Annotated in this window: 11 protein-coding genes and 1 pseudogene; 3 read left to right on the top strand and 9 right to left on the bottom strand. The window is 45.8% G+C overall.

Features of this window, described 5'->3' with window-relative positions; all coding sequences use genetic code 11:
* From F6K52_RS12495 to lepA, 9 genes and pseudogenes are all read right to left on the bottom strand, one after another.
* Positions 1-657 (bottom strand): annotated as a pseudogene (locus F6K52_RS12495) (IS200/IS605 family accessory protein TnpB-related protein); the annotation flags it as partial.
* Positions 658-886: 229 nt separating this feature from the next.
* On the bottom strand, positions 887-3,481 hold the full coding sequence (locus tag F6K52_RS12490) for a glycosyltransferase (protein WP_293077893.1): 2,595 nt from the start codon (positions 3,479-3,481) through the stop codon (positions 887-889).
* Between the two features lie 324 nt (positions 3,482-3,805).
* A complete protein-coding gene (locus tag F6K52_RS12485; protein ID WP_293077892.1) occupies positions 3,806-6,418 on the bottom strand; it encodes a cellulose biosynthesis cyclic di-GMP-binding regulatory protein BcsB in 2,613 nt (870 codons plus the stop codon).
* A gap of 216 nt (positions 6,419-6,634) precedes the next feature.
* Positions 6,635-7,936, bottom strand: coding sequence for a glycosyl hydrolase family 8 (locus F6K52_RS12480; RefSeq protein ID WP_293077891.1), 1,302 nt, complete (start codon positions 7,934-7,936; stop codon positions 6,635-6,637).
* 357 nt (positions 7,937-8,293) lie between these two features.
* Entirely contained in the window at positions 8,294-10,729 is a 2,436-nt protein-coding gene (locus F6K52_RS12475; RefSeq protein ID WP_293077890.1) for a tetratricopeptide repeat protein, read from the bottom strand.
* Positions 10,726-14,529: a hypothetical protein gene (locus F6K52_RS12470; protein WP_293077889.1), complete on the bottom strand. Its 3,804-nt coding sequence runs from the start codon at positions 14,527-14,529 to the stop codon at positions 10,726-10,728. Before F6K52_RS12470 ends, F6K52_RS12475 begins: the two co-directional genes overlap by 4 nt.
* A gap of 1,005 nt (positions 14,530-15,534) precedes the next feature.
* Entirely contained in the window at positions 15,535-16,926 is a 1,392-nt protein-coding gene (locus F6K52_RS12465) for a UDP-glucose/GDP-mannose dehydrogenase family protein (RefSeq protein WP_293077886.1), read from the bottom strand.
* A 138-nt stretch (positions 16,927-17,064) separates the two neighbouring features.
* Entirely contained in the window at positions 17,065-18,000 is a 936-nt protein-coding gene (locus F6K52_RS12460; RefSeq protein ID WP_293077884.1) for a UDP-glucuronic acid decarboxylase family protein, read from the bottom strand.
* Positions 18,001-18,274: 274 nt separating this feature from the next.
* Positions 18,275-20,086, bottom strand: coding sequence for a translation elongation factor 4 (lepA, locus tag F6K52_RS12455; protein WP_293077882.1), 1,812 nt, complete (start codon positions 20,084-20,086; stop codon positions 18,275-18,277).
* Between the two features lie 205 nt (positions 20,087-20,291).
* On the opposite strand from lepA, the gene F6K52_RS12450 reads away from it, so the two are divergent.
* The 3 genes from F6K52_RS12450 to F6K52_RS12440 all read left to right on the top strand — a co-directional run bounded on the left by F6K52_RS12450 (position 20,292) and on the right by F6K52_RS12440 (position 22,678).
* The gene (locus F6K52_RS12450; RefSeq protein WP_044492117.1) at positions 20,292-20,546 is read left to right on the top strand and encodes a type II toxin-antitoxin system CcdA family antitoxin; all 255 of its coding nucleotides are present in this window, start codon (positions 20,292-20,294) and stop codon (positions 20,544-20,546) included.
* Positions 20,547-20,761: 215 nt separating this feature from the next.
* Entirely contained in the window at positions 20,762-22,399 is a 1,638-nt protein-coding gene (locus F6K52_RS12445; RefSeq protein WP_364417343.1) for an ATP-binding protein, read from the top strand.
* 156 nt (positions 22,400-22,555) lie between these two features.
* Complete coding sequence (locus tag F6K52_RS12440; RefSeq protein ID WP_293077878.1) at positions 22,556-22,678, top strand: hypothetical protein; 123 nt, start codon at positions 22,556-22,558, stop codon at positions 22,676-22,678.
* Positions 22,679-22,787: the final 109 nt, after the last annotated feature.

Here is a 22,787-nt window from a genome sequence, read left to right as displayed (position 1 = left end):
TAAATCTACCGCAGTAACATTAGCCTCCGGTTTGCGTTTTTCTGGCTTACAAGTGAATGGAACAGACAGATGACAGCACCTATCATTGAAAATCAACGACGGAGACATCATTTTGTTTGTAGTCACCTGGTGGCGCTCTCTTAAACCGGTGATTTGAACCATAGTCCAGACCCAGTTTTTGCCATCAAAAACTTTGATTTCTACTTGGTCGAAACCATACAGCTTGTAACACTGTCCTTTGTACAAAGCAGGATAGCAGCCAGCATCAGCATTTAGTCTTGGCGGCTTACTATCTCTCTTTTTTCTGTTACCAGATTGCCATTCCCGATATCGAGTAACAAAGCTACTAACCTGTCCAGCCGCAAATGCAATTGCAGCTCGACGGTAATAGCTAGGAAATTTGTAAAAAGCTTGATTGAATTGTGGATATTTGATATTTGGACGCTTGGCTGTTTCATGCATTAACTTTTCGACAGCAGGAGTTAACTGATCTGCTGTCAATCCACCAAGCTCAGACCAATCAGTATAAATAATGCCAACCAAGTACCTACAAGCCTGACGATAAACTTTGACCGTCTCCGCAAACAATGCTTTTTGTTCGGAAGACGGATTAAGTTTCCATTTGTCAGTTCTGATGACTTTGTTCGGCGTTTTCACTGGTCTATAATAAGATTGCTATTTAACATTTTAGCCTCCAAAAATGGAGACGACAATAGATTGATTGATGTTCCATGTTTTTGGCTATTGTTCTTAGCGTGGACTAACCCCCACCTGAACGAGGTGGGGGAATGCGTCTCACGTTCTGTTCAACCTTGGCCTTGGCCTATTGGCCACGCGGGGCGCGTTTGGCCACGCGTGCGCGTTCAACGTTCAACTATAGTACTTTCTAAAGTACTTTCAAAAGCTGTTTAATTTTGGTCTCCTGTTTCTGCTTTAACTGATCTGGGAACTTCAACTCAATGGCAACTTGATCGGATAAATCTTCGACATCTACAATTTGAGCCAACAATCGCTGTGGTAACTGGTTAGTTGATTCCTGACTCAATAGCAAGCCAACGAAGGGTTCGTCGTGCTCCATTCTTCGTAAATCTTCTGGTGTGAGCAATGGACTAGTTTGCTCCGTGGTGTCAGAAAATTCAGTGCTGCGCTCTAATTCAACCCGTAAACTCATCACTCCCATTTCAGTTGCCCTGCCACTGTAAAACTTACCTTCCCAATAAAGCTGAGCCGTAGCCCTAATCTGTTTACGCACCTTAGTACTACTTTGGGTGTTCAATTCTCGGAAGGAACGGAATAGACCAGTGGCTAGGAAGCCTAATGATCCCATGGGTCGGTCTGCGATCGCACGCTTCTGGGAATACCACTCCCGAACATCGGAATAAATTACTAGGGTTAAATCATCTAGCTGAGCTTGAGTGGGGTTGATAAAATTAATCGCAAGGTGAACTTGATGGTCACTAATGGGTGTCTTCCGGATAATTTGTCCAGGAACAAGGGCTCGTCTGCCGTAATCTCCGACAATTTCAACGTCTACTTGATCAGGTAGGTTGGGCCAGCTATCTAAGGCAATTAAAACTCCGCTTTCTGAGATATTAACCGTTTCCGCTGGCCAACTCTGGTCAGGGGTGTGAACTGTCACCGCAAGGCGTCGTGGCAGGCGGTGTTTGGGGCGTTGTTGGGGTTGTTCAAAGGCAACCAATAAACCTGCTATCAGCAGAACGGAGTTAAAGACGCACCACATGGCGTTAACCAAGACCGCCTCTGAATCTTCTGGGCGGAGCAGCAGCCAAAAGGGAACAGCTAGTAAGGCAGCAATCACTAGAGCTGTCACTACCAAAAGGCCCTGTACTGACTGCCAATCAAAACTCCGTTTACTAACCGATACCCCCTTGTCAGTTACATTAAACGAACCTAGCTTGGGGTTAATCACCGCCATCAGAGTCACATACCCTGTCTGGAATGACATCACAAATTCAAACACCTCGTTCCAGAAGGAAAACCTAACCTGTTTGTAGGTGACATAGTTAGCATTGAGACCAATCAGTAGATGGGGGAGGGCATAAAATAAGGTTTCTATCCCCAAACCCTGAATGGGATTTATGCCAAACAATAGGAACAGAGTGGGAGTTACAGCATAAATCAGCCGGGGAAAGCCATAGAAGAAGTGGGAGGTGGCTGAAAAGTAGCAAATTCGTTGGCCTAAGGTGAGATGTTTTGCCTTCCAGTTCAACAAGGGGAATTCTAGCCGTAGAATCTGAGCCATTCCCCTTGCCCAACGGACTTGCTGACCGACATAAGAGGCAAATGTTTCAGGGGCTAAGCCAGCAATCATAATCTGGTCATAGTACACTGACTCATAACCTAGTGAATGAAGCCGGAAGGCCGTGTGACAATCTTCTGTAACGGTTTCAACCGCAATTCCCCCAATCTCCAGCGCATGGGTTTTGCGAATTACGGCTGCTGAGCCACAGAAAAAGCAAGCATTCCAGAAGTCATTGCCCTTTTGTAGTACTTTATAAAAGAGTTCATTCATCACTGGAATCTCACCCTTAGTCTGCAAATTTCGCTCAAAGGGGTCGGGGTTATAGAACCAGTGGGGGGTTTGCACAAAGGATACATTTGGGTTGTAGAAAAAACCCACCGTACGCATCAGAAATTCTCGCGCTGGGATGTGATCGCAGTCCAGGATCAAGACCAGATCGCCCTTGGTAGTATTAAACGCTGTGTTGATATTACCCGCCTTGGCATGATCGTTGTTAGGTCGAATCAGCATTTTACAGCCGATTTCTTCGCACATCTGCTTTAACTTTTTGCGACGCTCTGGATACTTTCTGCCATCATCTAAGACATAGACTTGTTTTTTATCCTCCGGATAATCCATAGCCAGAGCCGCTACTGCTGTTTTGCGGACAATGTCTACAGGTTCGTTGTAGGTCGGAATGTAAACATCAACACTAAACCATTGCTCTTGAGGATAGTTAGCCAGATCAACAGTTTCTCTGTCTTTGATTTTTAGGGTTTGAAAATAAGCTAGCACTAGGGTTAGAACTGCATACAATTCCGCCCCCAACAACAGCACACAGAAAAACCCGTTGACCCAAGTATCAAAATTCAGGGTGTAGGCAAAGCGATAGTATAGGTAGCGCATGGTGGTCACCAGGCTCAGCCATACTAAAAACAGATGAAAATACTCATTAACTGTTTTGTCAGATTGTTTGGCTTCAGTGCGCACTACCACTTGACCAACCAAGATGAGTGCGATCGCTACAATTCCCTGCTGCCTGACTGTTAGGGGTGTAGTAATCAGGGGTATGGATAGCAACACCAGCAGCAAAATCAGCCACCACAAGTGATTCGACCCTAGCCGTGCTAGGACTCGGTCAAAAAACCGAGGCAGGCGATCAACGAGTAATCTAACTACAGGGGATCGATGAGGGCGATTTTGCCTAGATCTCGATCGTTTAAATAAGGAAAAAGACATAGCAATTTATAGCATTTTGATTTGAGATGTGAAACTAATATTGATTAACAAAGGGAACAGGGAGCAGGGAACAGGGAGCAGGGAACAGGGAACAGGGAACAGGGAACAGGGAACAGGGAACAGTAAAGAAGTATTTTTTTGTGTTATTTATAAATCAGCCTTTAGTTTTATGATCTATTTTTAAATGCTAGATACTTTATCTACTAATTAGTGATTAGTGATTACTCATTATTCAGTCAGTGGAATTTTAATCTAATCCCATTTAATAGACAGACAATAGTAAAGACTAATCAATAGTAAAGACTAATCACTAATTACTAATGACTAATGACTTTTTTGATCTGTCACACGCTTGAGGTACAACTGGCTAATGCCATAAAACAGGAAGGTTACGCCCAGAATACCTAAAGCTAGGAACCACCAGTTTCGTTGGAGGAAGAACGATGCTTTACTGAGGGCGGAGGTTTTTTCTATGCGCTTTGTAGAACGGGCTAGTTCAAAAAACTCTAGCTTATAGGCATCGGGGTCATAACCAGCAGGGTCTTGTTGATAACTACTAACTAAAGCCGTATCCTTCTGCAACTGGTAGAACCAAGAATCTTTATTAAGAATCTGCCGCACCCGGTCTAAGCCATTTTCCGTTTGACCACTCAAAGCCAAAAGTACCCGCTGATCGTTATAGGGAGACATGATTTCTTTAATTACCCCTTCACTATCGGGTAGAGTCTGGACACTAGCTTCACCCCACTGACGTCCTAGAGCATTACTCAAACGCAAACCACTTGATTCAAATACCTCTGGAAAGGGAAATTCCTCCCTGGTGCCAATTCCGATTAGATTGCGCTTCTTCCTGATCTGATCAGGCAATTGTTCAATGGTGTAAACATCCAGCTGTACTGAATCTGCCTTACTCAGACGTCCTAAACGTTCACTCATAGCAAGAAGGGTGAGCAGATCGGTATCAGATGGTCTCTCTGACAACACCATCGCTGTATTAGACAAATCTTGAGGAGCTGCAAATGGGTAACCTGCTTGCAACAGTTCTAGATTAGGTAGTTGAACTGAGGGCTCGCGATTAACTTTGAAGCTGGTCTCAGCATGAACCGTACCGGTTAGTTGTTGGTCGGTGATTTTACCACACTCCTCTGGTTCCCTGGGGTTCAGCCGGAAAGCGACTTTGATTTTAGAGGTTGGTTTAATCAGATTGGCAGGAAGATCCACTTTGAGGGTTTCTCGCTGTGAGCCATCCCTCTTAGTCAAGCGTTTACCACCAATAAGTACATCATCTAGTAAGACTTCTACAGCAGAGGTTCGAGGATTGACCTGGGGACCATAGCTGTAAACCAAATTCATGGAACTGCCCCGTTTAAACCGATCATCCGGTAAGGCACGAAAATCAAACTCTACCGGTGGTGCTCCACTGCCTCGCACCGTTACATCCTTAAAGGGTTTACCATTGGGCTGAGTAGCGATGTCTTCTAGAGTAAAAGAATTTTCTTCTGGCAAATAACCAGGCCAATTTCGGGAGGATGGTATTGGTACATCCCGAACCTGATCTACGAAAATTAATTGACCTGTGCCAAGTTTACTTGTATCTGGCTGTACTAAAAACTGGGCAGCCTTTTTCACGCCATCTGGGCCATTGCCAGTCACCACCAAGACCGGGTTACCGCCATCATTGACTGTGGTTAGTGCTAGCACACCGACATCATCGGGTAAGGGAATCTGATTCCCATCTAAAATTTGATTCCCGGAGAAGGTAAAGGGCAGTGCTAAAGACTTCAACATCGGTTGATCCCCAGGAGTCCCAATCACAACTAAACTATCGCCCCACTCTAATTCGTCGATAGTCTCTACCAAACGGGTGGTAATGGGACGGAAGTCAGCCAACCTACCTAGGGAAGCCTGTAAACGAGGGGCAGCAGTCAACCAAGATTCTAAGGAATCCACGGATCGGGTCTCGACATTCCCCTTCGGCAGCATATAAGCCATGCGATTGGCATCTAAGCTGAGTTGATCAAAGAAAGGATAAGGATAGCGACTGAAGTTTAGGGGGATAGGTTCAACTTGGTATTGGAAGATTAATTTTGAATCTGGCAAAACCTCAGTCCACAACGTGGGATCCCCTCCATCCGTACAGCCAGTGCTGTTGTGTTGCTGGGCTACTAGGGAAAGTTCATTGTAGTCCTGGATCAGGGTCGTTGGGATAGCAAACATGACGTTAGCCACCTGAGACTGCTTGCGGTTGAGAGGGACACTAGCCACACTGGTGCCATTAATCCGCAAGGTCAGGTTAGAGCGATTTGCCATCAGGGCTGGTGAATGCTGGAAGCGGATTAAGGCTTTGGCGGTTTTTATATCCCAACCCCGAGGACGGGTAAAGCCCAGTCTTGCTTCTGAATAAACCCCTCGCATCCTGAGGCGATTGCCTACAATCGGAGAGCGGTTAAATTGCAACATGTACTCACTTAATGGGATATTCGGCGTAGAAGCAATTGGATTTGGAGTAGATTGGGGCTGTGAAGGAGGTCGGGACTGGGAACGGGATTGGGTCCGCCGTGGCTGAGATCGGGCAGCTGGACGAGGTCGGGCGGGAGCAACCCTGGCTGGGGCTGGATTAGAGCGTCTTCGTGGTGCCGCTGCTGGAGCAGCTTTTGGTCTGGGTCGGGCAGCTGGCCGAGGACGAGGACGAGGTTTAGGTTTGTAGACTGGAGCCTTAGTGGGGGTTTTGGGTAAGGTGTATTTCTGGATGAACTGGTCTTCCTGTCTTCTGAGATTACCCTCCTCTTGAGCTCTGGTTAGGGTAGTACCGATGCCCAGGGTTAAGACCATGCTTGTACAGAGCAGTAACAAGGATAATCGAGGACCAGAAATAGCACGTCTTTGATGATTAGTGTTAATATCTTGGGCTTGGGAGCGGCGAAACAAGAATTTCATAATTGTAATAATAAAGAATACTAGGAGAATACTAAGAGAACCATTAATTTATCAAGATAAGTTGTATTGCTTAGGCTTAACTTTAACCATTGAGACCATTTTTGTCACCTGTATCACCTGATTGATGGGTATAGATCTATTAGGTATAGTTATCGGTATAGATTGATCGGTATAGTTATCGGTATAGTTACTGGTATGTTTCAAATATTCCCGTCTCTAACTGGGATTTAACAGGTTGCCGTCGATGGCTGTGGTAGGCAATAACCCTAACCAAGCTAAGTTTTGGGTATAATAGGCCGATTGATCATCCCAAATCCCTTCCTGATATTGTGGTATTAGTTTCTGCTCTATCAATTCTCTAGCCATGGCTGGCTCAATTAAACGTAGGGCAGAATAAAGCATGGCGTATTGGGAAGTGGCTTCGTAAGTCACAGTTGCTTTGCCTTGGATGTCAATCCTGGCGGGCAGCCTTGAGGAAGAACGCCACAGGGATTGCAAATGCTGGGTGGCAGTACCGAGATAGGAAAATGCTTCTGGGGTATTGAACCAAGCTGCATCCCAAGCAACCCTCCACCACACTCGGTAGGCATCAAAGCTATAAGAACTTTTGAGTGGACTGTCTGGTGGCAATGGCTGGAATTGACCAGTTTCGGTGTCAAGGGCGACCCAATCGCTGGGTAAGCCTACAGCAGAAACCTGGGAAGATTCTTTTAACACCTGGTAGCTACTATCCACCAAACTTAACCAGTCATGGTTGGAATCAACTTGGGCAAAGAGACGAAAGGAGAAAGGAGAAAGATATGAGGGGTTGAGATATAGAGTTGATGGAGAAGGGACAAAGGCTGCTACAGGTCCTGGCAGAAGATAGCGCTTTCCCCTTACCTCTTTGGTGGACAAGTTCCAGAGATCTTCGAGCTTAGTCAACGCTAAATCTAGGTATTCCGGACGATTCCAGCGGCGGTAAGCTAGAATTAATGCCGTTGCTGCATCAATATCGGCATCGCTGGCAAAATTTCTGTCAATTGCACCCCAGTTACCGCTCTGATCACGACCCCACTTCCACACCCAAAGCTGATCTTCGAGAGTACCATTAGTTCCTGAGCGTTTGAGATTGTTTTGAGACCATTCTAAGGTTAGGGCAAAGGTGGTGGGGTCATCGGCAATGACCGCTCGCAGCATCCCATAGGCTTGGCCTTCAGAGGTTGAGCGATCGCTAGCTTCGAAGTCGATGACTCGCCCGTCTTGTTGAATAAATTTCTCTTTGTATACACTCCAACTTTCTGCTATGATAATGCTTTCGTCTATCGCTATAGGAGTCTTGGAAGTGTCTGGTTGAGGATACTCGCGGTAGACTGAAGAAGTTTTGCCTGGTGATGACTGGGGGGGTTTTGGAGTTGGAGATCGTCTTGACAATTGATGGGGAGCACAACCCAATTGACTCAACATAATGGTGACAGTAACAATAGAAACGCTCTTGGTGCGAGCCATAAATAAATGTTGACGGCTGTTGTATGACATCGTAAATTTACTGCTCAAACATTTACTCCTCAAACATAGTTGGATACAAGTCTCTATATTTATCCAACCTGGTTTTTTAAGGCAAGAAGTCTGAACATCAGCCTAGCGTAAAAAAATCAGAGTTCAGGATTATTGAATGCTGATATCGGCTTTAAATGTCTGGATTATTCATTTGTTATTATAAAACTGCCAATTTTTAAGTGTTAATTGCCATTTTGGATTTTCCCTTGCGATACCTTAATCCTTTATACTTCATCCTTGACAGTTCATTCTTCATCCTTGACACTTCACCCTTTATACTTCATCTAGACTTCATCCTTCAGACTTCACACTTCATCTAGACTTCATCTTTTATCCTTAATCAAAACGTTCCCAAGGCGGTTGGAAACCCCTGCGGAACAGAAATCCTTCTTGGATTTGCTGTCTCTGACGGGACAGGGTAGCAGTACTAGACCCTCGACTGAATTCCTCCAGTCTTAGCTGTTCCAACTGTTCTAGGGCTTTGACTTTGAAGTCTTCAGTCTGATTTAGTCCAACTAAGGCACGACGTACCCCAAAATCCAGGGGTTGGATCGCAAGACCTCGATAATAGAGTTGTTTGGCCGAGTCAAAGCGTCGTTGTTGGAACCGAACACCACCTAAAGCGGCAATAATCTCAGTGTTACTGGGTTCTGCGGTCAAAATCACCTGATAGGCGCGTTCTGCTATGTCTAACTGATCAATCGCTTCTGCCAATCGCCCCTGTAACACGTATGTTTGAACGGAGTAGGGAGCTCGATTGACTAATTCAATCACCTGAGCTCTAGCTAATTCTGGACTACGCTGAGCAATAACCTGAATTAAACGGCGGTTTACTGGTATGTTGTCTGGTTCAGATTGCAGCAGGGAAATGTATAGGGGTTCCCGTGTGGGATTCGCAGGTAGAGCACCAACTAGAGCAAAGAGTTCTGGGGGCGGAAGCACATTGCGTTGTGTCTGCAACCAATAGTATACAAAGGCCTCAGCTTGGGATTCTGGAATCAGATTCGCGTCATAGGCAACTGTAGCTCTTGCTAGCTGTAGGTTAACATCATTGGGATTAAGCGCCACTAGCTGGTCATAAATTGCCACAGCTTCCACAGGTCTATCCTGTAGGATAAGTATAAATGACAATCCTTGCAATGCACCATTGAGAATATCCCGTTCTGGTGGGTTGCTGGCAATTAAGGCTTGGTAACGCTGACGGCTAGCAATCCAATTCCCTTCACGACGTTCAATATCTGCTGCTAGCAACTGTACTGCCAGATCGTTAGCTCCCTGGGGTGTCGCGGTATAAGTAGCCAAAGCATTTCTAGCTGAGATCAAGTCATTGGCTTCAATGTATAGTTGAGCAATCCGAAAGTACAAAAACGGCGCGTTAACCCCAGATGCCAGGATATTTTGGTAAATAGATAGAAATTGTGGCCCGGGCGGCTCGATCGGGATCAAGGCGTCTGCCACCGCTTGCAATTCGCTGGGTTCAGTGGGTAGGGGAATTAGTATGGTCGCTAGACGGTTGCTCAATTCCGCTTGAGAAATTAACCCGGTCTGACGTTCCAGACCCACGATCTTAATCATGAGACTACGGTTATCAGGTTGGAAGGCAAGCAGTTGTTGGTAAAGCTGCAATGCGCTTGCTTGTTCACTGGGTATGCCTGTAAACACATCCGCTGTCTCCCGAATTAAGTTAGGGTCATTAGGATTCTCTGCCAATGCTTGACGGTAGAGTATCGACACTTGGGGTTCCAGGGCTGGATCTTTATTTTTATTGCGAATTTCATTTAGCGATCGCGCTAAGGGCAATGTGGCTTGGGGGAGACCTTGTAAAGGCTCTAATACTGTCAAGGCTTCAGAGAGTTGTCCATTTTCGGCATAGGCTTGGGAGAGGGCTGCCCGGGTTTGGATGCCTAGGTCATCGAGCTGATCGATGATGGCAAACCCCACTAACTCGTTTTCCAGAACCTGCACCGCCTGAGCCGCATTGCCAGTTTGCCTTAAGGATTGGGCATAAGCCAGGACAGCATAGCCACTAATCACATTTCCCGTGGCGAGGTATTGGTTAAATAGTTGCAGACCCCTTTGAGGGTTACCGTTGTAGGTGTAAACTTCTGCTGCCCCTACTAGCACATCTGGACTAGGGTCCGTTTGCAGCACAATTTCATAGTCTGCGATCGCCTCACCAAATCGCTGCTGATAACCATACAGCAGAGCTCGCCTACCACGAGCTTCTGTATCATTGGGATTAATATCAAGCAAGACCGTAAGGGCTTCAATTCCCTGAGCCTGCCATTCTTGTTTATAAGTCCCCAACAGACCTACTGCACTTAGGGCTAACTCATTGGTCGGGTCTTGAGCCAGCACCTGTTGATAGGCATCCCAGGCTTGGTCAATCAATCCCTGTCGGCGGTAGGCGATTGCGAGGCCAATCTTGGCATCAATGGATTGGGGATAACGCTGGACAGCTTGCTCAAACCCTTTAATTGCCTCCTCCACTCGTCCTTCCCTGAGCAGATTAAAGGCTCTGATAATCGGCACCGGAATAGTTTGAGCTTGAGCTGCCTCAAGGCAAAAGGCAAGAGGGAAAAGGGAAACAGTTAAGGGTAAGAGGTAAACGGTCAAGGGTAAGAGGTAAATGGGTAAAGACTTTACCACACGGCGGCACGGATGGCAAGGTGAATTTAGTCCCTTTGCCTTTTGCCTCTGACCCGAAGATTCTCCCCTAGTAATGGGGGGTAAGCCTTTTCCCTTGTTCCTTTTGCCTTCCTCTAGAATCATTGACTCAACCTACCTCTAGGAGTTACATCAAAATCAGTTTTCAATCGAAATCCGGCAAACGTTTCCTTTAAACTATTGCGTTGCTGAAGGCTAAAACCAAGCCGCACATTCGGTAAAAATTGGAAATCGTAGTATAGCTCTAACACATCTGGTACATCATCCCCATTTTCCTGGCGCAATTCCTCATTGGAGAGGTCCCGACCATAGGCTAATCCTACCCGGTCATTCTTAGAAAACAAATCCAAGAAGGTGATTCCGAAACTGAAGGTGTTTCCCTCTTCATCCAAATCCCGGTTGCGGTAAACCCCATAGCGACCAAATATGCCCATCTTCAGTTCAGGAATAAACACTTCGCCATTGACACCAAATGCTTCTTCATCATCATTTTTGTTGATGCCAAAGTCATCCCTTCCCCGTTCGATGGAGAAAATTTCCCGGAAGCCACTATTGGCACCACCATCTCTGCCTGAGGCATAGGTTCCTCGCACGATCACATTATCGTAGCGCAAACCAATTTCTCCAGCCAACCCATTGAGGTCAAATCGCTCCAGACTCTCAGCTGATGAAAACAGAGCAACTTTGCCTTCTATATTGTCTGTCACTGCCCAGTTAACCAATAATCCTGGACGAGATGCGATCGCAGTAGCACTCAAGGCTGGATTAGTTTGAAAAACTGGATTAAAGAAATGGCTTACCCCATCCTTGGCAAAACTATTCCGATCAAAGTAGGAGGTTAAATCCAACTGACCGACAGAAAAGCGCAGAGTGGGTAAGGTGCTAGCAGGAGCAGCGGTAAAGAACAACTGATTGATAGTTGCCCCTTCGTTAGGTGAGTCTACCAATTGGTCATTTTCGCTAGTCAGATCTAGGGTAGCTCCAAACAGGAATTGGGGAGTTATAACGTAGTTTCCGTCCAAGCGAGCTCTGGCTACTGAATTTTCCCCTTGATTCACGAAACTACCCTGGAAACGTAATGATGCTGGGGTTAGAGCGGTGCTAGGCAGCAACGGGCGACCGGGGGATTGGGCAGTTGGGGGAGAGGTTGGTCGATTCAGGTTTGAGTTAGGAGCCGGTGGCCAGGGTTGTAGTGCTGGCTGGAAGAAGGGTACTTGACCAAAGCCAGGGGTGTTGGGATTTGGCACCACTGGGATGGGAGTGACTTGCCCTGGTAGCGGTGGTTGGGGGGTGGCTGGGAAAGGAGACTGGCCGAAGCCAGGCATGTTGGGATTTGGCACCACTGGAATGGGCATGAATTGCCCTGGTACCTGCCCTGGGGGAGTGGCCGGGAAAGGAGACTGACTCAAGCCAGGGATGTTGGGATTTGGCACCACTGGAATGGGCATGAATTGCCCTGGTACCTGCCCTGGGGGGGTGGCCGGGAAAGGAGACTGACTCAAGCCAGGGATATTGGGATTTGGCACCACTGGAATGGGCATGAATTGGCCTGGTACCTGCCCTGGAATGGTATTTAAATACTGTAGCTGACCTAAGCCCAAGCCATAACTACTGCCCCCGATCGGAATGGGATTGATCGGGACTACTGACTGGGGGGATGGGGAACTTCTCAGATAGGGCAGCTGACCTAAACCCGAATTGTAAGGACTACCCCTCATGAGCATGGGATTCACTGGGGCTGGCAGAGGAGCGGGCATGGGTCTTGGGTAGGGCAACTGACCGAAGCCAGGGTTATAGGTAGTACCCCCCATCGGAATGGGATTGACTCGGGCTGGCAGGGGAGCCGGTGTAGTTCTCAAATAAGGTAGCTGACCTAAGCCAGGGTTATAGCTAGGGCTATAGCTATTTATCCCCTGGGGGGTAGACATGCCGAACCCTGCCGTCGGCATCAAGAGTACCGTTTGTGGTACGTAGGGCAATTGACCAGGATTAACATTATTCGTACCCATAGTCGTACCCAAGGGCATGGTTCCAGGTACTCCTGGCATCATCGGCATCAAGAGTACCGTTTGTGGCACATAAGGGTAATAGCCCCAATTCGGGTTAGGAGTATTGCTTCCCAACGGCATCGAGTTAGGAAGTGCTGGCAATGACACTGGTGTCTTGCTTTGTGGGAAGACAGGCAGTTGTCCTACCGCTTGGTTTTGGTAGTTATTCAGAAATAGGGGTGTGCCCGTTCCTTGCCCTAGCTGCTCCGGCAGGCTTGGTGGGGAAGGAGGCAGTTGCTTGAACTTGTTGGGAAGTTTACCAGTATTGGACGGAATTGGGTCTGTTGGTACTGCCAAAGGTTGGGTTTTTGCCTGGGAGGATGTCTGCTGGTTCGAGCTAGAGTTGGGACTATTCGGAACTAACTTCGGAATTAGGGATGGCAGCAGCTGATTACAGGCTGTGTTTGTTTGACAGTTGCTCCAGTTCGCTGGAACTACTCCTTCCAAATCCAAACTCGAACTGCTGCCATAGGGCAACAGTTGGGTGAGCAACTTTGTGAACTTTATCTCTATTTGCTCTAGGTTTACCGTCGATGATGATGACACTAGAGGCTTCTGAGGTGATGGCGTTAAGGCTAACTGGTCTATTTTCGGGTCAGCTTTACTGTCAGCAGATTTCTTCTGGGTAGCTAGCTTAGAGCTAGCTGCTTTGCGGGCGTTTAGTTCCGACGACTCTAGGGCTGGTGAGCCTAGTTTTGAGGTAGCTTCAGGGTTAGGTTGATCAGAGACTTTACTTTTATTGGGGAGGGATGACTTTGGTAACCCATCCCTTTGTCCTGGTTTGAGCTCCAGTTTCCCTGGTTTTTGAGCCTGTTGAGATAACTCAGGGATTGTTGAACCAACTTTTTTGCTAGTGGTGATGTTAGGTTTGCTAGTGCTGATATTTGAGGAAGCCGACGTTTTGGCTTTTCCAAAAGGTGGCATTGCCCTAGCTCTAGACCTGGCATAAGGTGATCTGAACTTGGGTTTAGTTGATTGTGTTTGCTGGCGGTTACCTCTCGGCTGGCCTAAGGTAGTTATGTTTTCTCTACCGTTACTGTTTAGTAAACCAGACTTTTTGCCTTTATGCCGTGCTGGAATAACTTTGGATATCTCCTCTGGCTGGAGCTTAGCCGTCGGCTGGATTGCAGCAGCTACGGTTTTTTTGACGGTTTTTTGGGAAGCAGTTCTTGGGGTAGCTGAGCTTTGGGTTTTCAGCGGCGCAGAAACAGCTTTAGCTGTAGACTCCCGTTTGGCTAATTTTTGCTGCTGCAACCGAGATAATGGTAACTTCCTCCTAGCAGAAGAACTGGGCTGAGCAGATTCCTTGGTTTTCAGCAAGGTCGGGAGAGTCTCAGGGGTAGCCCTTGACTGGCGTGCCCCTAACTTATGCTTGGCTGCTGGTTTAACTGGTTGTTCAGTCTGGGGTAAGAAGTGTGGCGGCAAAGGTGAAGCCAGTTTCCTGGTGGAGTTGTTCCTTGGGGCAGAAGACCTTTGGGTCTTAATTGGCTCAGGTATTGTCTCCTGTTGACTTTCAAGCTTTCCTAGTGCTACTATTGTATTTTGGACTACTTCTTCACTTTCTTCACTAATGGATTGCTCTGAATCCTTGCTGTGATTTGTCCGGAGCTGCTCTAAGAATTTAGTATGTTTAGATAGGGTAGTTGCCTGGGCTGGTTCAATGGCACTGAAAGACAGCATCCAGACTACGACAAATGACCCAGTACTAAGCAGTTGCATCCATAGAAGGACATTCTTGAGAATCCATCTCAGACATTGACTAGTTGTTTGATGGATTGTCTGGGTTTTTTGCCTAATCAATCCTTTCTGTAAACCCTGTCGCCGCTCTAGGAAAGGGCTTGGTTTTGGGCGACTCATACTACCTCCACTCTCATTGATCTTGCCTGACTACCAGTTATGGTCACAATTTTATGGCACACCCAGTTCTAGATTATTTTGGCTCAGATTTGTTGAAAACTGAACCAACCATAGCTCAGATACCTAGGATTTACTTGGACTGAACCAACCATAGCTCAGATCCCTAGGATTTACTTGGACTGTTAGTGATCTAAGCCAAAACTATCACCAAAATTACCATTACTAGAGTTTAGTGCTTAGCTCCATTTGTCGCCAACTAGATCACGCTTGGGTTACTGATCAGCTTTGCTGATAGTCAATGGTTGTTGGGATCCATGAAGCCATTAAACCATCAAAACAGATATGTAATCCCCCCATAGTTGACCAGCAAATCAGTTACCTGACCTACCCTGTTGGGGTAGTGCCGATTTTTTGGTAGGACTATAACACTTGCCGATAACCTAGCGAATTTTAATGGCAATTACTGGTAAGTTAACTCAATTTAGATGCTTGATGCCCCCTTACCAAGCGTACTGGGTGCTGATTGGGGTTTTGTTCTTGTTCAACACCAACAATAGTCTTAACACAAAGTTGTTTGCAAATCCCAACAACTAGGATTTTTAGCTGTGGGGATGGGGTTTGGGTATTTAGCTAGTATTAACAAAATGACTGAGGGGTCATACCCCTCAGTCATTTTAGTACAGGATTTCACTGATGGCAATTTAGAGACCGCTAATCTAAACTGGCTATCACAAAAATTCTAAAGGTGCGCTTTAGCCATTAAAAATTAAATTCGCACCTTGAGGTGGGCTCCTAAAAGATGCCGCTAATTTCTTGATCAAAGGGCTCCAAGAAAGTCCTGATCCCTGGAGCAGGAAGTAACAACACAAGTTGATTATCCCAAATCAGAGATTTGTCAGGAACTTTTAAACCTAATAAACCTAAAGTTGTCAGATACAGTGAATCAGCTGCTCTGACAACTTTAGGTTGACAATCAATTCTCGCTCTATGATGAGGGGATATAGTTCAACGACCAATTCCCAAATAGGAGAAACCAGCACGTTCTAGCTGATTCCGATCTAGGCAGTTGCGACCATCAATGATCACCGGATTATTCATTAGCTGAGCCATCTTACCATAGTCCAGCTTCTGGAACTGATCCCAATCTGTAACTAACACTAAAGCATCACAGCTATCAGCCAACCGTTCTGGATCGGTTTCTACAATCACGTTAGATAGACCATGACGCATGCCAGTTTGGGAAATAATTGGGTCATAGGCTTTGACCTTGGCTCCGAGTCGGTTTAGTTCTTCCACCAGATTTAGAGCAGGAGCATCTCGCATATCATCAGTATTGGGCTTAAAGGTCAAACCCAACAGGCCGACTGTTTTACCCTTGAGGATTTTCAGCTCTTTCTGGAGTTTTTCAACCGCAAGTAGACGTTGGCGTTTGTTGACACTGACAGTGGCTTTAAGTAAATCCGCTTCATAACCGTAATCTTCAGCGGTATGGAGTAGTGCTAACACATCTTTGGGGAAGCAAGAACCACCCCAGCCAATTCCTGCTTGTAAAAACTTGTTGCCAATCCGGGAATCTAAACCAATTCCTTTGGCAACTTGGGTAACATCAGCACCGACGCGATCGCAAATATTGGCAATTTCATTAATAAAGCTAATTTTAGTAGCCAAAAAGGCATTAGCCGCATATTTAATCATCTCAGCTGAGCTGAGGTCTGTAGCTAGTACAGAAACTGGGGGAAGGGATTTGTCTTCGGCAAACTGGCGTTCGACAATTGGTTGATACAGTTCCTTCATCATTGCGATCGCTTGTTCGCTATTGCCTCCTAGGACAATACGGTCTGGATTAAAGGTATCGAAAACTGCTGACCCTTCTCGGAGAAACTCTGGATTACTGACTACATCAAAATCCGCTGTAATGTCTTCTGCTGGTTCAGTTTCAGCTTGCCCTCCTGCAGTTACCAAAGATTTCTGGCGTTCAGCTACCCCATCCAGGACAATCATGCGTACCCAATCTCCAGAACCAATGGGTACCGTTGATTTGTTAACAATTACTTTGTAACCATCCTTGAGATGGGATCCAATCCCTCTGGCAACGGCTTCCACATAACGAGTGTCACTTTCTCCGGTAGGTAGGGGGGGAGTTCCCACTGCAATGAATAAAATTTCCCCATGCTCTACCCCAGCCGCCAAATCTGTGGTAAACTCAAGTCTACCTGCATTAGCTGACTCCTGCATTATTTCCGACAGTCCCGGTTCATAGATGGGAGACTGTCCAGACTTCATCAGCTTAACTTTTTCTTCGTTGTTGTCTACACAGATTACATGATGACCGATATGGGCTAAGCAAGCGCCAGTTACTAAGCCCACATATCCTGTACCAATTACACAAACGCGCATGGACCTATGCCTCAATTAATATAAACTTCAATGGTTAGTAGAAGGTTAGGGAAGTCTCACGGTTGGAGCCAAAGATAGTATTGGCACCCTGACCTGAGGTTGATTGGTTTAATTAAATCTGATTGTTTTGCTCTTGTTTTACTCTTGAGGAGTTAAACGCTTACGGAAATCGGATACTGTCAAATCTAACCCTTCTGACAAAGCAATAGTAGGTTCCCAACCTAGTAAGGTTTTAGCTTTACTAATGTCTGGTTGACGACGTCGGGGGTCATCCTGAGGTAGAGGCTTAAAGATAATTTCTGTATCAGGATTCACCATTTTCTGAATTGCCTGAGCGAGTTCTAATATAGTATATTCTCCAGGATTCCCGAGATTAATCGGTCCGGTATGGTCATTATTCATAAGTCGAATTAGTCCTTCGACTAAGTCGGAGACATAGCAAAAACTTCGGGTCTGTGAACCATCCCCATAAACGGTTAAGGGTTCCCCCTTCAGAGCTTGCACCACAAAATTGCTCACTACTCGCCCATCGTTTTCCAGCATTCGAGGACCGTAGGTGTTAAAAATGCGGGCTACACGAATCTCTACACCATTCTGTCGATGGTAGTCAAATGCGAGGGTTTCTGCCACTCGCTTCCCTTCATCGTAACAACTGCGGATCCCAATGGTATTGACATTACCCCGATAATCTTCTGACTGGGGATGAACGTCAGGATCCCCATATACCTCAGACGTGGACGCTAATAAGAATCTCGCCTTCACCCGTTTGGCTAACCCTAGCATGTATAGGGTACCCATGACATTGGTTTTGATAGTCTTGACGGGATTGTACTGGTAGTGAACTGGGGATGCTGGACAAGCAAGGTGGTATATTTGATCAACTTCTAACCGAATCGGTTCAGTGATGTCGTGGCGGACCAACTCAAAGTAGGGGTGTGCCAGCCATTTGAGGATATTCCGTTTGTGACCAGTATAGAAGTTATCCAGACAAATAACTTCATGACCTTCTGCCATCAAACGATCAATTAGATGGGAGCCGATAAAACCAGCCCCACCAGTAACTAGGATTCTCATGCCACTGAACTTTTATCATGTGAAATCAATCCTAAACTAACCTGTGAGTTTAACAGTGTCCAGTTAGACAATTTTTTTTATTGATGGCAAAAATTCCGGATATATATCTGCCAATATCGTTTTTCACCTACCTTGAAAACCGATTCAGTAATTACCGAAGCTTATCATCAAATTTTCTTAGCTAACTGGTTGAAACTTACGCTAGTTGGTAGTAAGCATTACGAAATTAGTACTCCGCTTTCAGGTCTGGACTTTTAATGACTGAATCTCCCCTCTAGCCTTGGTCAAGACGTAATACTGCCATAAAGGCTTCCTGGGGAACATCAACAGTGCCTACAGCCTTCATCCGCTTTTTACCTTTTGCCTGCTTTTGGAGAAGTTTTTTCTTCCGGGAAATGTCACCACCGTAGCATTTAGCCAATACATCTTTTCTCAAAGCCGGAATATGTTCACTAGCAATGACTCGACTACCAATAGCGGCTTGAAGAGGAATTTTAAATTGGTGGCGGGGAATAAGTTCCTTAAGTTTCTCCACCAAGGTACGACCCACATAGTAAGCTTTGTCTCGGTGAACAATTACCGCCAGGGAGTCCACAGGTTCCGCATTAATCAGTAGATCCAGCTTGACTAAGGGATTATCTCGGTAACCAATGAGCTGGTACTCCATACTGGCATAACCCCGAGAGCGAGACTTCATTTGATCAAAAAAGTCAGTAACCACTTCTGCTAGGGGTAATTCATAAATTAAAGTAGTCCGTCCTTGGGCAAGATAAGTCATATCCTTAAAATCCCCACGGCGGCTTTGACAGAGTTCCATCAGAGTCCCAACATAGGTTTCTGGAGTAATCATTTCTACCCGGACATAGGGTTCGGCAATTTTTTCCCGTTCTTGGGGGGATGGCAGAGTACTCGGATTATCAATTTCAAGGACTTCTCCCTGATTGGTGGTCACTTGATACACCACTGAAGGGGCAGTGGTGATTAGCTCCAAATCATATTCCCTTTCCAGGCGCTCTTGGACAATTTCCATGTGCAGCAAGCCTAAGAAACCACAGCGGAAGCCAAATCCCATGGCAGAGGAAGTTTCTGGTTCGTAGTTCAGGGCAGCATCATTGAGCTTGAGCTTATCTAATGCTTCCTTTAAATCCTTATACTGGTCAGCATCAGTGGGAAACAAGCCACAAAAAACCATGGGTTTGGCTTCCGTGTATCCTGGTAAAGGGTCAATAGCTGCTGCTTTTGCTAAAGTAATGGTGTCACCCACACGGGCATCCGCTACCGCCTTAATGGCAGCAGCTAGGTAACCAACTTCACCCGCGTGGAGTTCATCCACTTGGACTTGGTTAGGGGAAAGCACCCCTAGCTCATCAATTTCGTACTCCTTGCGAGATGCCATCAAGCGAATGCGATCGCCTTTTTTTAGAGTGCCATCGACCACTCTGAAATAAACGATTACGCCACGATAAGCATCATAGTAACTGTCAAAAATCAACGCCCTTAGGGGTTGCTCTACGGTATTGGTTGGAGCTGGAATTAGATGTACAATAGATTCCAGGATATCGTCGATACCGATACCTTCCTTGGCTGATGCTCGAATTGCTTGGCTACAATCAAGACCAATGATATCTTCGATTTCGGTACTTACCCTTTCCGGTTCAGCTCCAGGCAAGTCTATTTTATTTAGAACGGGAATAATTTCTAGATCGTGTTCAAGGGCTAGGTAAACATTTGCTAGAGTTTGAGCCTCTACACCCTGGGATGCATCGACTACTAACAGTGCTCCTTCACAAGCCACTAGTGAGCGGGACACTTCATAGGAGAAATCCACATGACCGGGAGTGTCAATTAAATTGAGAACGTACTCGTGACCATCGCTAGCAGTATAGTTCATCCGAGCCGCTTGCAGCTTAATCGTAATTCCCCGCTCCCGTTCCAAATCCATATTGTCCAGGAACTGTTCTTTCATCTGGCGGTCGCTTACGGTACCAGTAGCTTGCAGTAGGCGATCAGCTAAGGTCGATTTCCCATGATCAATGTGGGCGATAATCGAAAAATTGCGAATATGAGAGACAGGGGCATCAGTCATAAGCTATTGGTATAAACCCAGTCAATAACTGGTCTATTGAGTTCATGATCAACTTAATGTATTTTAATGTTTTCCGTCAGAGGTAAGGGTACTATCTCTGGAATGGTTATAAGTGAGCCAGGCTAATTGTCAGTTATCGTAAAGTTATATTAGTAGTGTTATTAGCCCATTGATTATGAATGATCATGCCTTGCATCAAGAGGGTTTGCTTGAAAACCACCTTGAGTCTACCAAAGCTACTAACGTAGATCTATCACGTTCAGCTGACAAAGAAGAAATTTCTATTCATTTGGATACGGAACTCTTGGATCAAATCAAACACTTGACTAATGATCCGAGTAAAGTAATAGAAACGGCAATTCGTCAATGGCTCAGGGGTGAAAGGGGAACAGATCAGGAATTAGCCCGTACCTTTGACCGAAATCCACCCCTACCGCCCCGAGGTGAGTGGAACGATTGATAGACAAGAGGTAAAGGCATCTACTTTGAGAGGTTGCCATTGGCTCCTGCTAAGGGCTTGGTTGGTTGCATTTACTTGTTAAACGGGAACTGAGGCTCCCGGTGTTGCTTGTAGTTTCCAGGTTTCTTTTAATGGCTGCACCTGTGAATTTTAAATGTTTTCAAACTGGATATATAAATAGGCAATCCGCTAGTGCACAAGGTGATTCTAACTTTTTGCAGGGTTTAGGGTGTGAGCTGGTTTATACTCAAGAGGCATCGGGCAAATGCCTTTCTTTTCACTGGCAAGCTGCTGAGCAATATGGTCTGAGTGTGACACAATTGGTGGGACTTCCCCTAGAAGATACATTCTGCCCGACTGAAGCCCAAGCCTACCAAGATAGGCTTCAGAGAATTTTGAGCCAGCGAACCCCTGAACGTTTTGTTCAATCGTTTTGTTACCAGGACAGATCCTTTGCCTTTGAGTTGGTCATTAGCCCCATTTTGCCAGCGGATGGCGAACCAACCACTGTTCTAGTTATGGGTCGCTTTTTGCCGGAATCATCAATATTGGAATGGCGGGAATCTCCTACAAGCCTAAGTGTAGACCCCCATCAAAAATTACTGACCAAAATTGCCCGGCAAATTCGCCGTACCCTCGATCTAGATACCATTTGGCAACAAACTGCCCAAAGTTTAGGGGAGGCACTCCAGGTCAGCCGTTGCCTCGTTTGCTATTACAAACCAGATGCACGGGTAACCAAGGTGCAGGCAGAATACTGTCAACAGCCGTTGCGGTCAATGGCAAAACAACTGCTACCCTTGGATTCTGAGCCTTACCTGCAACAAGCCCTCACTAGTCAGGAGCCACTGCTGGTAGAACACATTGTTCCTGGTGAATGGGAACAGTTGTCTGTGTTGGTGGTTTCAACCTCCTATAAAGATGAACCAAATGGTTTGATTTGCCTACAGCAGTGTGACCATCGCCGTCAATGGAGTGCTGCAGAAATAAAGTTAGTGGGAGAATTGGCTGAGCAAGTCGGCACAGCGATCGCTCATGGCACCCTTTACAAGGAGTTAGAAATAGCTAGCGAAAGGGCTGAAGAAGCGTCTCGCCACAAAAGTGATTTTCTGGCTAATACTTCCCATGAGTTACGCACCCCTCTCAATGGCATGATTGGGTTTCTCAAGTTGGTTCTTGATGGCATGGCAGACGATCCACAGGAGCAAAGGGATTTTATCCAAGAAGCCTACAATTCTGCATTGCATCTGCTCAATATTATTAATGATATCCTCGATATTGCCAAGATTGAAGCGGGGAAAATGGAGCTAGAACTCGCTTCAGTAGAATTAGACTCTCTGTTTAGCAAAGTTGAGGACTTTACGATCAATCAAGCCGAGCTAAAAAACCTCAGCCTCAGAATTGAAATGCCTGATGTCTATGATGGCATTGTTATGTATGGTAACTATCAAAGGCTGCTACAGGTGATGTTAAACCTAGTGGGCAATGCTATTAAGTTTACTGATGAAGGTGGGGTGACTGTTAGTGCTGAGGTGATCCGAAAGAAGATAACTTTCAAAGGTACGGAATTCCCAGGATTGGTTAAAGTTCGAGTGGCTGATACTGGCATCGGTGTTTCCCTCGACCAGCAAGACCGGCTGTTTCAAACCTTTACCCAAGTGGATGGTTCCCGGACTCGCCAATATGGCGGCACGGGTTTAGGCCTAGTCATATCCCAAAAGCTGATTGAAACCATGGGGGGTGTGGTCAATTTTTTCAGTATGGGGGAAAATTTAGGGTCAACAGTTACCTTCACAGTACCTCTTTATCAAGTTCCTGTGATGATTTCCAATCAAGCAACTGATATCGATTAACCATCCACTTCTTAGCTTACTATTACCATACTATGGAATTAAAATAAAGTCAGTTGACCTGTTAATAGTTAACAGTTCATTATTTTATAAAATCTAACGGTATAATTGGTAAGCTTTTTGTGGAAAATTTAAACTAAACTTACCTATCTAGGACTCATGAGGTACACATTATTTTTTCCCTCTTACGTTTTCCCTCTTACCTGCTCCCTGCTCCCTGCTCCCCGCTCCCTAAAAACCATAAATTTGTACCTCACAAGTCGTATAATTGCTATAGCTTAAAGTTAGCTTAAAGTATTTCACCCAATTTAAAGATTATATGTAAAGTAGTAATGCTATAATAACCAGCGTCAGAGACTACTCATTCACTAATCTCTGACGCTGGTTATTA

It is taken from the genome of Moorena sp. SIO3H5 (assembly GCF_010692395.1).
Classification (GTDB): domain Bacteria; phylum Cyanobacteriota; class Cyanobacteriia; order Cyanobacteriales; family Coleofasciculaceae; genus Moorena.
The sequence above is the reverse complement of the archived record's forward strand: the minus strand, read 5'-3'. Positions and strand labels throughout refer to the sequence as shown.